Here is a 15,748-nt window from a genome sequence, read left to right on the forward strand (position 1 = left end):
TAACTTGATTATAAAATTCGCCATTAAAGATCAAGCAGGAAACCTGCGATTTTAATCGCAGGATAAATGCTAGAATTTTACGTTTTCCAAAACATACGTTCCCCTGTTTGGCGGCTAAACATGGTATACTTAGACCAATCTTCAGAGGAGGTAGCTATTGGCTAAATTAGGTCGAACGATTAAATTACGACTCTATCCAGACAACAATCAGTCGGCGGATCTCTTAGCAATGAGCCGAGAGTATCAGCGATTAGCTAATAGTGTCAGTCAATGGATATTTGATCACGATTTTCCGTTAAGTTGGTTAAAAATCAATCACCAGCTGTACCAAGTTCTCAGACAGAAATCGCAATTGAACAGTCAGATGGTCCAATCTGTTTTTCGGACGGTCGCAGCGCAGTACAAAACTGTTCAGGAACAGATGAAACAACATCCTTACCGTTATAAGAACGAGGATAATAAATGGATTCAAGTTCCCAGGGACTTGACTTGGCTGGTGAAACCCATCCATTTTCGACGACCACAGGTAGATTTAGTTCGCCAAAGAAACTATTCCTTTGTGGATGAGATGAAACAAATCTCAATCACCACCTTGGGTAAGCGGACAAAGATGTGTTTTACCGACAAAGGCTTCGAAGACTATTTCCGTGGAGATTGGAAACTCGGTACCGCAAAATTAGTCTACAATCATGGTAAGTGGTTTCTACACATTGGCGTCACGAAGCAAGTTAGTGACTTTGATGCTAAGGAAAGTCCTACAATCGTAGGAATTGACCGTGGCCTGCGCTTTCTAGCAACCACCTTTGATAGTGCGGGAAAGACGCTGTTCTTTGACGGTCGCAAAGTCTTATGTAAGCGGAAGAAGTTCCTAGAGACCCGCCGACAACTACAAAGAAAAGGTACCAAGTCTTCCAAGAAAAAATTGAAGCGACTAGCTCAACGAGAGAACCGCTGGATGACCGATGTGAACCATTGGTTAGCTAAGACACTCGTTGCGGCATACGGTTCGCATACGCTCTTCGTTTTGGAAAACTTAACTCATGTAACATTCAACACCGATGACCTGCCTAAGTCTCTGCGTAATAGTCATCGTTCCTGGGCTTTCTTCCAGTTAGAATCTTTCCTAACGTATAAGGCCCAGACTATTCAAAGCACTGTTGTGAAAGTGAATCCGGCATTTACCTCACAGCGCTGCCCGAAGTGCGGCCTAGTTGAGAAAACTAATCGCCATCACGAGACTCATGAATATTGGTGTAAACAATGCCAGTATCGTTGTAACGATGACCGATTAGGGGCAATGAATATTAAGAAGCTTGGACAAGATTGGTTGAGCGGCGTCAAGCACCCAAAGATTACAAAACTAACGGCTATTGGGTAGATCCTGATAGCTAAACGGGTAGCCGTCAATTACCCGATGATGTTGCCACTACGAGTAGGAGTACTTTAACGGGTATGTTGGACTACTGTGTCGCCAGACACGCGAGCGACAAGCCTCTGAATTGTATTCAGGGACAATTGACTTCGGATTTTGAGTTATCTTTGGTAAAATATAAGCAGAATACGCGAGTGGCCAACAATAGGCGCCACTCGGGAGGAGCGAATTATGGCGGACAAACGATTATTATTGATCGACGGCAACAGTGTGACCTTCAAGGCCTTTTACGCGTTATACACGTCGTTGGGGCGTTTCACCAACAGTGAAGGGCTGCACACCAACGCCATTTACGGTTTCAACACGATGTTGGAAACCATGTTAAAGAATGTGGACCCGACACATGTCTTGGTGGCGTTCGATGCTGGTAAGGTCACGTTCCGGACGAAAATGTATGACAACTACAAGGGTGGCCGGGCCAAGACCGCGCCCGAACTTTCCGAACAATTTCCTTACGTCAAGGAACTCTTGGCGGCCCGGGGCATTCAGACTTATGAGCTCCCTGATTACGAAGCCGATGACATCATCGGCACGCTGGCCAAGCAGGCGGAGGCCAATGGTTTTACAACGACCATCGTGACCGGTGACCGGGACCTTACACAGCTGGCCAACGACCACACGACTGTTGCCATTTCCAAGAAAGGGGTCAGCGAGATTGAACGCTACACCCCAGCTTACGTCAAGGAAAAGATGGGTGTGACTCCCGAACAGATTATTGATATCAAGGGGCTTCAGGGCGATAACTCCGATAACTATCCTGGTGTGACCGGCGTGGGGCCTAAGCGGGCAGTCGACTTAGTCGGCAAGTACGGGAGTGTCGAGGGCATTTATGAAAATATCGATGACATCACGGCTAAAAAGCTCAAGGAACATCTGGTGGCTGATCATGAGCAAGCGTTATTGGCGAAAAAATTAGCCACAATCAATCGCGATGCACCAGTCGAAAAGAAAGTTGACGACTTAGTTTACGAAGGACCAAACCGCGAAGACTTGATTGCCTTTTACCAACGGATGGATTTCCGGACGTTCCTCAACAAGATGGACTTTGAAGGCGAGACGCCAACTGCAACGCCGGGTCTCAAAGACATTGACTACACGGTATTGACTGCGGAAAATGTGGCGGCTTTACCAGACTTTTCCGCCGATGGTTGTGAATTTTATCTGGAAATGCCAGATGAGAACTATCACACGTCTGAATTTGCCGGATTTGCCATTGGTGACGATGACCAGTGGTGGGTCAGTCGCGATGTCAGCCTCTTACAACAGGCACCGCTGAAGGATATCCTGACGTCCGCTGACATAGCCAAACAAGTCTTTGACGCTAAGCGGACTTACGTGGGCTTAAATCGCTTAGGTCTCACTTTAGCCGGTGTCGACTGTGACCTGTTATTGTGCTCGTACCTACTGAACACTTACGACAACAGTAACGACCTGGGTCGTGTGGCCATGGAACACGGGTACGACCAGGTTGCAACCGATGAGGACGTCTACGGCAAGGGTGCCAAGCGCGCTATTCCTGACGATGACGAGGTCTTCTTTAAGCATTTGGCACGGAAGGCGCGCGCCATTGAACAGTTGCGGCCAAAGCTCTTTGAAGGCTTGGATGAAAACGAACAAACACAGCTCTACCGTGAGATTGAACTCCCAATGAGCTTTGTTCTCGCCCGGATGGAGATTGCCGGGATCACCGTGGATGCAAGTGAACTGGAAGCCATGGGCAGTAAGTTTACTGAACAATTGGCCGAGATTGAACAGACGATTTATCAGGAAGCCGGCGAAGAATTTAACATTGGTTCCCCCAAGCAGTTGGGACACATTCTCTTTGAAAAGATGGGCTTGCCCGTTATCAAGAAGACCAAGACCGGCTATTCTACGGCGGTCGGTGTGCTAGAGAAGCTAGCGGCCGACGCCCCGATTGCGGAGAACATTCTGCGCTACCGGAAGATTGCTAAGATTCAGTCGACCTACGTGGAAGGCCTCTTGAAGGTCATCCATCCCGAGGATCAGAAGGTCCACACTCGCTATCTGCAGACGTTGACGCAGACCGGGCGACTATCTTCAGTCGATCCTAACCTGCAAAACATCCCCGTTCGAAGCGAAGAAGGCCGGGCAATTCGCAAGGCCTTTGTCCCTCGGCATGAGGGGTGGCAGATCTTCTCGTCTGACTACTCACAGATTGAATTGCGGGTGCTCGCCCACATGAGCCACGATGCCAACATGCAGGAAGCCTTCAAGGAAGGGCAAGATATTCACGCGGCTACAGCTCGGCGAATCTTCAAGATGGCGCCGGATGCCGAGGTCACGCCAAATATTCGGCGGCAGGCCAAGGCCGTTAACTTCGGAATCGTCTACGGCATCAGTGATTTTGGATTATCCCAAAATATCGGTATTTCGCGCAAGCAGGCGAAGAACTTTATCGATACCTACTTCGAGGAATATCCCGGTGTTAAGGCCTATACGGAGCGGATGGTTCAACAAGCTCATGAGTTGGGTTACGTTGAAACGATTGCCCACCGTCGCCGGTATTTACCAGATATTAATTCGCGAAACTTTAACCAACGGTCTTTCGCCGAGCGGACAGCGATGAACACGCCAATCCAGGGGAGTGCCGCAGATATTATTAAGATTGCAATGATTCGCATGGAAGATGCCGTCAAGGACATGCAGGCCACGATGTTACTGCAGGTTCACGATGAGTTGATCTTTGAGGCTCCTGCCGAAGAGATCGCCACGCTAGCTAAATTAGTACCAAGCGTCATGGATTCCGCCATCGACCTTGAGATTCCATTGAAGGTCGAAAGCCACTACGGCCCAACTTGGTACGACGCCAAGTAGTCGTAAAGGAGTGAGAGCAGTATGCCTGAATTACCAGAAGTTGAAACGGTCCGACGTGGGCTGACCCGCTTAGTACAAGGGGCCACGATCGATCACGTGGACGTCTATTACGCGAAGATGGTCCGGCCCGACGCCGAGATTTTTACGGCTGATCTGATTGGACGCAAAATTGAAAAGATCGATCGGCGCGGGAAGTACTTACTCTTTCGGTTCAGCGGTAACCTCACGATGGTGTCGCACCTGCGGATGGAAGGTAAGTATGATGTGCAGCCGGAGGGAAGTCCGATTCCCAAACACACACACGTTATTTTTCATTTGACCGACAATCGTGAGTTGCGCTACAACGATACCCGTAAATTTGGCCGAATGCGACTGGTCGAGACGGGGACGGAAGGCGTCGAGCTGCCGTCGTTGGGCAAGTTAGGACCAGAGCCCACGGCAGACACCTTGACCTTGGCCTATATGCAACAGGTGTTTGGCAAGTCACATAAGGTGGTCAAACCATTTTTGCTGGATCAATCGCGGATTGCCGGACTTGGTAACATCTATGTAGATGAGGTTCTCTGGCTGTCTAAGATCAATCCGCTGACGCCAGCCGATACGTTGACTAAGGATCAGTTGGCCACGCTACGTCAAAATATTATTGCCGAGATTGCCATGGCCATTAAGGGTCACGGGACCACGGTGCATACGTTTTCGACGGCGTTTGGCGAGACGGGTAACTTCCAAAATCACTTGCACGTTTACGGCCACGAGGGGGAACCCTGCGAGCGCTGTGGTACCGAGATTGTGAAGATCAAGGTTGCCCAGCGAGGTACGCATTTCTGCCCCCGCTGCCAGTCTTACCCACCAGAGGCATTAGAGGAAATCAAAGATGACTGAGGTGTGGGGATTAACTGGTGGCATCGCTACCGGTAAGTCGACGGTCAGCCACTGGCTAAGTCTGGCTGGTCTGAAGATTATCGACGCCGATGTCATTGCCCGCCAAGTAGTGGCGCCGGGAACACCGGGACTCCAGCAAATTTGTGCCACTTTTGGCGAAAATTTCCGCCGAGCCGATGGCAGTCTTGACCGTAAAAAGTTGGGGCAACTCGTCTTCAGCCGACCAGAAGAGTTACGTCGCTTAGAAGCGATTACGACCCCGCTGATTCAGGCGGAAATTCAACGTCAATTGGCGCTGTACCGCACTCAGAACGCGACGGGTATCGTCATTGATGCACCGACTTTTTATGAAGTTGGTTACCTGGTCGATCTGGTCGATCACGTGATGGTGGTGGCGACCTCGGCGGCAATCCAACGACAGCGGTTGATGGCTCGCAATGGCCTAAGTGAAGCCGCGGCCCAGGCTAGAATGGACCAGCAGTGGCCCATCGCCAAGAAGGTCGCGTTGGCCGATGTGGTCATCGATAACGCGGGAACGATTGCCCAAACGCGCCAACAAGTGGTAGAATGGCTTGACACCACTAATTTAGGCTCATCGGCAGCAGTCTTGGCTGAAGAGCTAGATTAAGTGGCGGAGTAACTGGTCGCGTGAATCTAGGACGGCAAAGTTGTCCGTTAACGTGCAATCGATAAGTCGTTTAGTAACATCGTTTGCGGCCACTGGTCACGGATGGTTTCAGTGATGATCAGGAGAGTCTGAACGATAGTGGTAAAAACTAGCTTAGCCGCAGGAGGCCAGGGATGCAGGCAGCCGTGTCGATGATGTTAGCCCGGGCGTTTGGTTTTTCCCGGGGTTACATCATGGGACGTGCGTGGAAACTCGCCGTTACTTGGCGAGGTTTCAAGACGAGGTAAAAGACCGTTTCTCAGGCTTTTACCGGTCCCCACAGCAGGCGGAATCCCTGGCAGCCGAAGGCGACAATTTTCACCAACGTAAAGCATTAGATAATCAAGTAACCAATGAAAAAATGAGGTGACCAAAATGCAGTGTCCGCACTGTCATCATAATGGATCGCGGGTCGTCGATAGTCGACCGACCGACGATGGACGTGTCATCCGCCGGCGTCGTGAGTGTGAGAGCTGTGGCTTTCGGTTCACGACGTTTGAACGGGTCGAAGCGACACCGCTGTTGGTAATTAAAAAGAACGGCACGCGTGAGGAATTCAATCGCGAAAAGATCTTGCGAGGCATCATTCGCTCGGCTGAAAAACGGCCGGTGGGGATGGACGTCATGACGAAGATCGTTGATGAAGTTGAAAATAAGATTCGGGCACTCGGTGTCAACGAAATCTCCAGTCAATTGATTGGGGAATACGTGATGAACCGGTTGGTCGACGTTGATGAGATCGCCTATATTCGCTTTGCCAGTGTTTACCGGCAGTTCAAGGATACTGGGGTCTTCTTCAACGAATTAAAAGACATGATGGATAAAGATAAAGCAAAAGCTAAGGACCGGACAGACCGGCAAAGCGAGGCGAAATAAGGCATGGAGGATTCCTGGCACCAATTGCAGCCAAAGACGGGCTTTTTGGTTCGGTTGGCGGATCGGTTGACCGACCAAAGTTGGCAAACCTTAACGCAGCTCTACCAACCGATCATTGGACCGAGTGCCACGGGGCTCTTCTCGGCCCTTTTTTGGCTCCCACAACGCGAGACCTATAAGCGCCACGCTATTTTACTAGCGGAGCTGGGTTTAGACCTAGCTCACCTGTACGCGGCGCGGTTACGGTTAGAGGCAACGGGTCTCCTGACGACGCGGTTAAAGACGGAGGGCGATCTCTCTAGTTTCGTCTACGAGTTACATGCACCGCTTGCGCCGCAGGACTTCTTTAAGGATGACCTGTTGAGTGTTCAGTTGCTGGGCGTCGTGGGTGAGGACCTGTACCAAGCGCTGGTTACGGCGAACACTGTGACGGCAAGGTCCAGTGACGATGAACAAAATATTACGAAGAACTTTCTGGACGTCTTCCATGTGGATGGTGATGAGTTGCGTGATATCCCCGAAGTGGTGACGAGTAATCGACAGAATTTAACGACGACTAGTAGCGCGCCGGACTTGTCCGCGGATAAGGTTCAATTTGACTTTAAGCTGTTAGGAGAACTGTTAGAGCGGTCCTTCGTGGACACTCGCGCCGTCGGTAAGTACCGTCAGTTATTGCTGACGGAGCACGCAACCTATGGTTTGGATGAACCGACCATGGCTCGCTACATTGGCGAGGCTACGGACTTGGCAACCAACATTTTCAATCCGGAACAGTTCAAGCGCATTGTGGCCCAGGCCTTCGGGTATCAGCATCGCGGCGAGGCAGTGAGCGCACCGGCTAGTTCGGCAGCAAGTATGCCGTCAGCCGCCGCTTCTACAGCCAAGGGTGCTTCCAGCGCCGAGCAGGCCTTGATCAAGGTCGCCAGTGCATCAGCTCCGGTGAAGTTTCTGCAGGGGATCAAGCAGAGTACCGGTGGTTTCGTAACGGATGGCGAACAGCGAATTGTTCGGGACTTGGTAAGTCGACAACTGTTCCCCGAGTCTGTCCTGAATCTGATGATCTATCACGTTTTAGTGGACGAGGACAAGCCAACGTTGAATAAAAATTTATTAGATACGATTGCTAACGATTGGAGCAAGTCTAAGGTTAGTACGCCGGAACTGGCGATTCAAAAAATCAGGGAGCGGCAGCAAGCGCTGAGCAAGCCTCGTCGTTCTCGACGTCAGCAGTCGACGGTCAAGGAGACGTTGCCAGACTGGGCGAAGAAGCCGAGTGGCGCAGCTCAGGCACCAACGACCGCAAAGCTTACTGACGAGCAGCAGAAACAATTACAGCAACGCATTGCGCGACTAGAAGCGCGTAGCAAGGGGAAGGAGGATTAGCAGATGGAAGATTTAAGCAAGACCATGCAAAAGCTCATGAGTCAGCAACATTTGAATGACAATTACCGTCAGTTGATGGCTAAAGTTTACGACGATCCCGAGGTCAATCAGTTTTACCAGGAAAATAAAGCCGAACTGGCCGAGGATGTCATGACCCGTTCGGCGGCGAAACTCTATGAATTCGTTTCGGAACGGGAAAAGTTAGCCAAGGGTGGCGAGACCTTTGCCACCGGGTATGCGCCTCAGCTGATTGTGTCCAATCACCTGATTGACGTGGCCTACGTCCCGACGGCGGATACGCTGGAAAAGCAGGCACAACAGCAGCTTCGCCAGCGGGTGAAGTCAATCGCCATGCCGAAGAGTATTCGTGAGGCAACGCTGGCAAACTTTGACCAGGATACCGACCGGGCCGAAGCCTTGATGGCCGCTTTGGACTTCGTGGATGCTTACGAGGCCAATCCGAAACGGCGGCACCAAGCCCTCTATTTGGCTGGTAGTTTTGGTGTTGGGAAGACCTATTTACTCGCGGCAGTGGCCAACCAACTGGCAACGGATGGGTTCTCCACCACGCTGGTTCATTTCCCAAGCTTCGCGGTTGAAATGAAGAATGCAATTGCCCAGAACGGTGTGGCTGAAAAACTCGATGCCTTGAAGAAGTCACCGGTCCTGATGATCGATGACATCGGGGCGGACGCCATGTCGGCTTGGGTCAGAGACGATGTATTGGGGGTTATCCTGGAATATCGGATGCAAGAGGAACTCCCAACGTTCTTCAGCTCCAACTTCTCCATGGCCCAATTGGAAAAGGAACACCTGCGCATCTCGACACGAGGGGATGACGAACCGCTAAAGGCCCAACGGCTGATGCAACGGATTCGCTTCCTCGCCAGAGAAATCACGATGGTCGGCGTCAACCGGCGGCCGCAGTAGGGCGTTGGAATGGGGTTGACCCCCAGAAAGACTGGAAAATTTGAAGATAAAACGAACCGTCTACGTGGGACTAACTTTTGTGGACGGGTTTTATTATTGCTGATTTATTTGAGGCTTTATTGACTGAATATGGCGATTATTTTATCGGTCACGCTAGCTTGGTAAAAAATGGCGGCTCAAACTATGTTAGCTGTGAGGGTGGTGCAAATCGGCCCAGCCGTGGGAATTCACTTGCCGGCGAAGGCTTATGCCGGTTAGTGAATTGGTGTCCCTGAGACTCGTTCCTTAGAGGCTTAGGGATAAGGCTAAAGACCGCGCTATGGCTTTAGCCGTCCGCCCACAGCGTCACGGTTCATTTTCACCATCCCGGAGGCGCGGTCAACCTCAGACAGATCGTTGACCGATATTTTTTTGCCAACACCGCTTGACAATATTTAGTCGCAAGTGTTTAATAGTCAATGAAACCACACGAGCTATGACGAAAGACATGGTGCTCGCGGCGACGTTCACAGGAAGAGTTGGTCTAGCTTGGAAGCCGACTTAGCGCCCGCTAGCATTACCGCTTTCCTAAGCTGTCGGAAGGAAATTTCTGGCCGGTCCGTTCCGTTATCGACGATTAGAGTTCACGGGATCAGTCTCGTGAAAAATATCGGGTGGAACCACGTTAATGACGTCCCCAGTGCCTTCTTTGGCACTGGGGATTTTTTCGTAGTTTGACCCAAAATCAATAAGGGAGATTGAAAATTATGGCAAGTATTTCACTTAAATTTCCAGATGGCAACGTTAAAGAATTCGCTGCTGGTACCACGCCAGAAGACGTTGCTAAGTCAATTTCAATTAGTTTAGGCAAAAAGGCTGTCGCTGCTAAGTTGGACGGCGAGTTGATCGACAACTTGTCCCCAATCGCACATGACGGTAGCATCGAAATCGTCACGAAGAGCGATGAAGATGGTCTGACTGTTCTCCGGAACACTACGGCTGCCTTGGTACGGATCGCCTTGAAGAAGGAATTCCCAGCTATTCGTTTGGGCGAAGTTAGTGCCGACGAAGATGGCTTCTACGTGGATACCGACAAGGATGACCAACAAGTCAGTGTTGATGAATTAGACGCCATTGCCGTAATCGTTGAAAAGCTGATTGCCGACAAGTCTGCTATCGAACGCATCGCCGTTAGCAAGGATGACGCTTTGGCTAAGGCCAAGGACGATCCTTACACGACTGACTTGATCAAAGCCGTTGATGGCGACCAAGTTAACTTCTTGAAGATTGGCGACCACGAGATCTTAAGTGACGGTGCCCAATTAGCTAACACGGGTGACGTGAAGAAGTTCAAGTTACTCTCCGTTGCTGGTGCTTACTGGCAAGGCAAGTCCTCAAATCCAATGCTCCAACGGATCTACGGGACGGCCTTCTACAAGCAAGCTGACTTAGACGCTGACTTAGCTAAGCGCCAAGAAGCCCGCGAACGTGACCACCGGGTTATCGGGAACCAACTGGACTTGTTCTTCGTTGATCCTAAGGTTGGTGCCGGCTTACCATACTGGATGCCAAATGGTGCTACCATCCGTCGTACGATCGAACGTTACATCATCGACAAGGAAGTTGCCAACGGTTACCAACACGTTTACACGCCAGTCTTAGCTAACCTGGATCTGTACAAGCAATCCGGTCACTGGGCACACTACCGTGAAGACATGTTCCCACCAATGGACATGGGTGATGGCGAACAACTTGAATTACGGCCAATGAACTGTCCTAGCCATATTCAAATCTACAACCACCACATCCGTTCTTACCGTGAATTGCCATTGCGGATCGCCGAATTAGGGATGATGCACCGTTACGAAAAGTCCGGTGCCCTGAGTGGTTTGCAACGGGTTCGTGAAATGACCTTGAACGATGGTCACACGTTCGTTGCTCCAGAACAAATCCAAGACGAATTCAAGAGCATCCTGGACTTGATGGTTAAAGTTTACAAAGACTTTGATATCAAGGACTACACGTTCCGGTTAAGCTACCGTGATCCTAAGAACACTGAAAAGTACTTTGATGACGATGAAATGTGGAACAACGCACAGAAGATGTTGAAGGGTGCCATGGATGACCTTGGCTTGCCTTACGTTGAAGCCGAAGGGGAAGCAGCCTTCTACGGTCCTAAGTTGGACGTCCAAACCAAGACGGCCCTTGGGAACGAAGAAACGCTCTCAACTATCCAATTGGACTTCATGTTGCCAGAACGCTTCGACTTACACTACGTCGGTGCCGATGGTGAAGAACACCGTCCAGTTATGATTCACCGTGGCCTGGTTTCAACGATGGAACGGTTCACCGCTTACCTGACTGAAATCTACAAGGGTGCCTTCCCAACTTGGTTGGCTCCTAAGCAAGTTACCATCATTCCTGTTTCCGAAGAAAAGCATGGTGCTTATGCCGACAAGTTAGCTGCTGAATTAAAGGCTGCTGATGTTCGGGTCAACGTCGACAAGCGTGGTGAAAAGATGGGTTACCTGATTCGGGATGCCCAAACCCACAAGATTCCATACACGTTGGTTGTTGGTGAAGACGAAATGGCTAATGGCACTGTCTCTGTCCGGAAGTACGGGGAAGACGACAGTAACTCTATGAGCAGTGACGCCTTCGTCAAGGAAATCCTGAGCGACATCGCTTCATACAGTCGCGAAGAAAACTAACAGGTACTTTTAAAATAAGTTTCTGGCGCATAACCAGAGAATAGAAGGAACGGGGTCACCAGAAATGGTGGCCCCGTTTTTTAGTCTAGCGATACAGGGTGAAAAGTGGTAGCGTGTTAAGTAGGCTGGCCCGATACGTGGGGCTTTAGGCCACATAAATAACTAATTAATATAGAAGAAGTTGGATTGCTTTTCGGATTTGAGAGGGGGATGTTTGGGATATGTCACAACCCAAAACCAATGTGCTTGCCGTGACGATTGCCATTTACGTGGCAACGTTTGTGAGCGCGATTGAGGGAACTATCGTGTCGACGGCGCTACCTACGATTGTGGGGAACCTGCATGGTGTGGCGTTAATGAACTGGGTGTTTTCAATCTATCTGCTGGCAACGGCGATGGTGACACCGATTTACGGCAAGTTAGCCGATGTGATTGGGCGTAAGCCAGTCATGCAATTTGGCTTGGCTGTTTTTATCGTCGGGTCCGCCATGAGCGGCCTGGCGAATAGCATGCCGGTGCTGATCTTCTGGCGGGCGATTCAGGGGATTGGTGCGGGTGCCTTGTTACCAGTTTCAATGACAATCATTGCCGATATTTATTCACTAGAAAAACGGGCGAAGATTCTTGGTATCACCAACTCCGCCTGGGGGATTGCCGCCGTATTGGCACCTCTGTTGGGTGGCATCATTATCGATAAGCTAAGCTGGCATTGGATCTTCTTCATCAACGTTCCGGTTTGGTTAATTACCATGGTATTATTCCAATTATATTTACACGAGCCCAAGAGATTGCGGACGGAGAGCATCGACTATCTCGGGAGCTTTTGGCTGATGCTGTGTCTACTTAGCCTGATGTTGAGTTTTCAGGTGCTTAGTAGTCAACCCATCAGATGGTGGGGATTCGTCGGTGGGCTGGTCATCAGTGGCCTGAGTCTGTGGCTATTTATCCGGCGTGAACGGCGAGCAGTAGATCCAATCATCTCACTGGAACTCTTCAAGAACCGGCCGTTTATTGTTCAGAATGCAATTGCGACACTGATCAATGGCTATTTGATGGCGTTGACCGTCTACGTACCAACCTGGGGGCAAGGAATTCACGGCGTTTCGGCCTCAGTGGCCGGACTAGCGCTGACACCGAACTCCTTACTGTGGGTAGTTGGGGCATTTGCCACCGGTTACTTCCTCGCAAGATGGACGCCGCGGCGAATCCTCTACTTCAGTCTCTCATTCATTCTAGTGGCTGGGCTTGCCTTGGCATTGTTGCCAATGAAAGCACCGTTTGGCTGGTTCTTCGTGATCACAGCAATTAATGGGTTTGGCTTTGGGATCGCACTGACGGCCACCACCCTGACCTCACAACGGTTAGTCTCGGCGGAAAATGTCGGGGTTGCAACGTCATTTAACACGCTCGGTCGGACAATTGGGCAGGCACTAATGGTTTCCATCTTCGGTATTATCCTCAACACGGGGATGCAACAGAGTCTACAACATCATCCGGGAACCAGCATGGCGATGATGAACCGATTGATTAACCCCCAAACGGCCAGTGGTCTACCAACGCGGCTATTGCCGGCGCTACGTCAGGTATTGTACAATGGTCTGCATTGGGTCTATCTAATTGGCTTCCTGATTGTGGTTCTAACGTTTGTTATCAATCGTTTGGATCATAGTGATGAGATATTGGGTAACGGAGCGGATTAGCTGTCCTGCGTTTCTGAGGCCAATCAAAGTTGGAAAAGCTCACATCCATGTCTAATGACATCACTCTTATTTGTGGTTGGAGTGGACGGCTAGTATCGTGCCAATGGGAAGCGTGGTATGAACTCGTTTCGGTTGGGAAAACTAGTCGTAATTCGTCACGTATTTGTAGCCGCAGGAAGCCAGGGATGGAGCCAGCCGTGATAGTGGCGTTGGTAGGTGTATTTTGCCTACCTACACCACGGGACGAGCTTGGAGATGCGCTGAACTTTGCGTAGCTTCAAGTCGAGCCGGAAGCCCGCTCTTTGGCTGTAGGCGGTCCCCACAGCAGGCGGAATTCCTGGAAGCCGGAGGCGGCAGTAACGGTTATGCTGATTGAGAGCAAGTTTTCACCAAATAACCGTTGACATGAAACCGGGTAGCTGGTATGATGGTTAAGTTGAGAAATTAAGCAGAGGCTTCCGCTTCTCGCCCTGTGGCTTACGCTGCTGGGCTGGATATGCACGTTAATCCGATTATTTTAGTTGGATTTCTTGCGGGAGCCGTTTGATTATCATCAAAGGTTCCCGCATTTTTTGTGAGTGAGATTCTGCAGTTCTCGAGATTATTTTGGAGGTGGATTACCATAGCAAACGACACGATTGTCAACGAGGGAATTCGAGCACGTGAAGTACGGCTTATCGCTGGAGACGGCGAACAATTGGGTATCAAGACCAAGAGTGAAGCTTTACAGATCGCCGAAGACGCAAACCTCGATTTAGTTCTGGTTGCACCGAAAGCTAAGCCACCAGTAGCCCGGATCATGGACTATGGGAAGTACCGTTTTGAGTTGCAAAAGAAGCAACGCGAAGCACGTAAGAACCAAAAAGTGGTCAGTGTCAAGGAAGTTCGCTTGAGTCCTACCATTGATACCAACGACTTCAACACCAAGCTGAAGAATGCTAAAAAGTTCTTGGCTAAGGGTGAAAAAGTTCGGGTTTCAATCCGGTTTAAGGGTCGGGCAATTACCCATAAAGACATTGGTCGCGAAGTGCTTAATCGCATGGCAGCTGAAACGGCAGACGTCGCAACAGTTGTACAACGGCCAAAGATGGACGGTCGGAGCATGTTCTTAATGCTTTCGCCCATCGCAGAGAAATAGTGTGAATTGATTGGGTAGCATCAAGCTGCCGATTTAAGGAGGAAATTTCGTATTATGCCAAAGATGAAGACTAACCGCGCCGCAGCTAAGCGTTTCAAAGTAACTGCTAAGGGCGGTATCAAGAGTGCCAATGCTTACACGTCTCACCGTTTCCACGGTAAGACCAAGAAGCAACGCCGGAACCTTCGTGGTACCCGGATGATGAACGAAACGACGATCAACACTTACCGTCAATTACTGCAAAAGTAATCCAGTAAGCTGGTCACATATTTTTCGGGTCGACGAAATGTCGACATAATGTTTGAATTGATTTAGGAGGAAAAGATTATGCCACGAGTTAAAGGCGGTACTGTTACACGCGCACGTCGCAAGAAGGTTTTAAAGTTAGCTAAGGGTTACCGTGGTTCAAAGCACCGTTTATTTAAGGTTGCTAAGGACCAAGTCATGAAGGGTCGTCAATACGCCTTCCGTGACCGGAAAGCTACTAAGCGTAACTTCCGTAAGATCTGGATCGCCCGGATCAACGCCGCAGCACGGATGAACGGTCTGAGCTACAGCAAGTTGATGCACGGTTTGAAGTTAGCCAACATCGATGTTAACCGTAAAATGTTAGCTGATTTGGCAGTTAACGATGCTGCTGCATTCACTGCCTTAGCTGAACAAGCTAAGACTGCATTGGCTGCTTAATTCAGTTAATGAGAGAGAGGGACTTCGCATTTTGCGGGGTTCTTTTTTGTTAGAGAGTGGAGCAAGGCGGTTAGGCTTTGAGCATTAGGGAGCTAAGGTCTTCTGTTCGACTTTGCCGGACAGGAGGACTTAGCTTTCTAAGCGGAAAAACCTGCCTTGCGGAACTCGTTTCAAAGGCCGCAAATTTCCAGAAATAATGGTGAGAGAAAGTCTAACGCCCAAACCCGTCTGACCATTACAAACACTCGCAGCAGGAGTCACTTATTTTTCTAAGCGCAGGAATCTGGCTTGCGGAACTCGTTTCAGAAGCTGCAAGTTTCCGGAAATAATGGCGTGAGAAAGTCTAACTCTCTACATGAGACTAGCCACCGAAGGGCAGCCCCTCTCTCACGGGACACTTACTAATCAAACGCACCAAAAACCACCAACGACCATAATTGATCACGCCGACGACAACCCCGCACCACGGAATGTCGCCAGCAACGATCAGTACGAGCAACAATCAATCAGTCGTTGCGTGATTTTTAA

Annotated in this window: 12 protein-coding genes; all 12 read left to right on the plus strand. The window is 50.0% G+C overall.

Features of this window, described 5'->3' with window-relative positions:
* Positions 1-157: 157 nt before the first annotated feature.
* Positions 158-1,378 (plus strand): RNA-guided endonuclease TnpB family protein, encoded by a 1,221-nt coding sequence (locus tag FD07_RS09505; RefSeq protein WP_020090114.1) that lies wholly within the window; start codon positions 158-160, stop codon positions 1,376-1,378.
* A gap of 225 nt (positions 1,379-1,603) precedes the next feature.
* Positions 1,604-4,267 (plus strand): DNA polymerase I, encoded by a 2,664-nt coding sequence (polA, locus tag FD07_RS09510; RefSeq protein WP_020090113.1) that lies wholly within the window; start codon positions 1,604-1,606, stop codon positions 4,265-4,267.
* Positions 4,268-4,288: 21 nt separating this feature from the next.
* Positions 4,289-5,149, plus strand: a complete 861-nt coding sequence (gene mutM / locus FD07_RS09515) for a bifunctional DNA-formamidopyrimidine glycosylase/DNA-(apurinic or apyrimidinic site) lyase (protein WP_020090112.1) — start codon at positions 4,289-4,291, stop codon at positions 5,147-5,149.
* Entirely contained in the window at positions 5,142-5,777 is a 636-nt protein-coding gene (gene coaE / locus FD07_RS09520; protein ID WP_020090111.1) for a dephospho-CoA kinase, read from the plus strand. Before mutM ends, coaE begins: the two co-directional genes overlap by 8 nt.
* 414 nt (positions 5,778-6,191) lie before the next feature.
* Positions 6,192-6,692 (plus strand): transcriptional regulator NrdR, encoded by a 501-nt coding sequence (nrdR, locus tag FD07_RS09525; RefSeq protein ID WP_020090109.1) that lies wholly within the window; start codon positions 6,192-6,194, stop codon positions 6,690-6,692.
* Positions 6,693-6,695: 3 nt separating this feature from the next.
* Positions 6,696-8,075, plus strand: coding sequence for a replication initiation and membrane attachment family protein (locus FD07_RS09530; protein ID WP_020090108.1), 1,380 nt, complete (start codon positions 6,696-6,698; stop codon positions 8,073-8,075).
* A 3-nt stretch (positions 8,076-8,078) separates the two neighbouring features.
* On the plus strand, positions 8,079-9,005 hold the full coding sequence (gene dnaI, locus FD07_RS09535; protein ID WP_020090107.1) for a primosomal protein DnaI: 927 nt from the start codon (positions 8,079-8,081) through the stop codon (positions 9,003-9,005).
* Between the two features lie 746 nt (positions 9,006-9,751).
* The gene (thrS, locus tag FD07_RS09545) at positions 9,752-11,695 is read left to right on the plus strand and encodes a threonine--tRNA ligase (RefSeq protein WP_020090105.1); all 1,944 of its coding nucleotides are present in this window, start codon (positions 9,752-9,754) and stop codon (positions 11,693-11,695) included.
* 221 nt (positions 11,696-11,916) lie between these two features.
* Positions 11,917-13,395 (plus strand): MDR family MFS transporter, encoded by a 1,479-nt coding sequence (locus FD07_RS09550; RefSeq protein ID WP_020090104.1) that lies wholly within the window; start codon positions 11,917-11,919, stop codon positions 13,393-13,395.
* A 637-nt stretch (positions 13,396-14,032) separates the two neighbouring features.
* Positions 14,033-14,533: a translation initiation factor IF-3 gene (infC, locus tag FD07_RS09555; protein ID WP_027826028.1), complete on the plus strand. Its 501-nt coding sequence runs from the start codon at positions 14,033-14,035 to the stop codon at positions 14,531-14,533.
* Between the two features lie 54 nt (positions 14,534-14,587).
* Positions 14,588-14,782 (plus strand): 50S ribosomal protein L35, encoded by a 195-nt coding sequence (rpmI, locus tag FD07_RS09560; protein ID WP_020090102.1) that lies wholly within the window; start codon positions 14,588-14,590, stop codon positions 14,780-14,782.
* A gap of 78 nt (positions 14,783-14,860) precedes the next feature.
* Positions 14,861-15,220, plus strand: coding sequence for a 50S ribosomal protein L20 (rplT, locus tag FD07_RS09565; RefSeq protein ID WP_020090101.1), 360 nt, complete (start codon positions 14,861-14,863; stop codon positions 15,218-15,220).
* Positions 15,221-15,748 lie beyond the last annotated feature (528 nt).

This window comes from Levilactobacillus parabrevis ATCC 53295, assembly GCF_001434055.1.
GTDB classification, from domain to species: Bacteria; Bacillota; Bacilli; order Lactobacillales; family Lactobacillaceae; genus Levilactobacillus; species Levilactobacillus parabrevis.

Excerpts from the sequence above, each read along its gene's own strand:
- FD07_RS09530 (WP_020090108.1), top strand. The coding sequence starts at position 6,696 with ATGGAGGATTCCTGGCACCAATTGCAGCCAAAGACGGGCTTTTTGGTT.
- rplT (WP_020090101.1), top strand. The coding sequence starts at position 14,861 with ATGCCACGAGTTAAAGGCGGTACTGTTACACGCGCACGTCGCAAGAAG.
- mutM (WP_020090112.1), top strand. The coding sequence starts at position 4,289 with ATGCCTGAATTACCAGAAGTTGAAACGGTCCGACGTGGGCTGACCCGC.
- polA (WP_020090113.1), top strand. The coding sequence starts at position 1,604 with ATGGCGGACAAACGATTATTATTGATCGACGGCAACAGTGTGACCTTC.
- nrdR (WP_020090109.1), top strand. The coding sequence starts at position 6,192 with ATGCAGTGTCCGCACTGTCATCATAATGGATCGCGGGTCGTCGATAGT.
- FD07_RS09550 (WP_020090104.1), top strand. The coding sequence starts at position 11,917 with ATGTCACAACCCAAAACCAATGTGCTTGCCGTGACGATTGCCATTTAC.
- thrS (WP_020090105.1), top strand. The coding sequence starts at position 9,752 with ATGGCAAGTATTTCACTTAAATTTCCAGATGGCAACGTTAAAGAATTC.
- dnaI (WP_020090107.1), top strand. The coding sequence starts at position 8,079 with ATGGAAGATTTAAGCAAGACCATGCAAAAGCTCATGAGTCAGCAACAT.
- rpmI (WP_020090102.1), top strand. The coding sequence starts at position 14,588 with ATGCCAAAGATGAAGACTAACCGCGCCGCAGCTAAGCGTTTCAAAGTA.
- coaE (WP_020090111.1), top strand. The coding sequence starts at position 5,142 with ATGACTGAGGTGTGGGGATTAACTGGTGGCATCGCTACCGGTAAGTCG.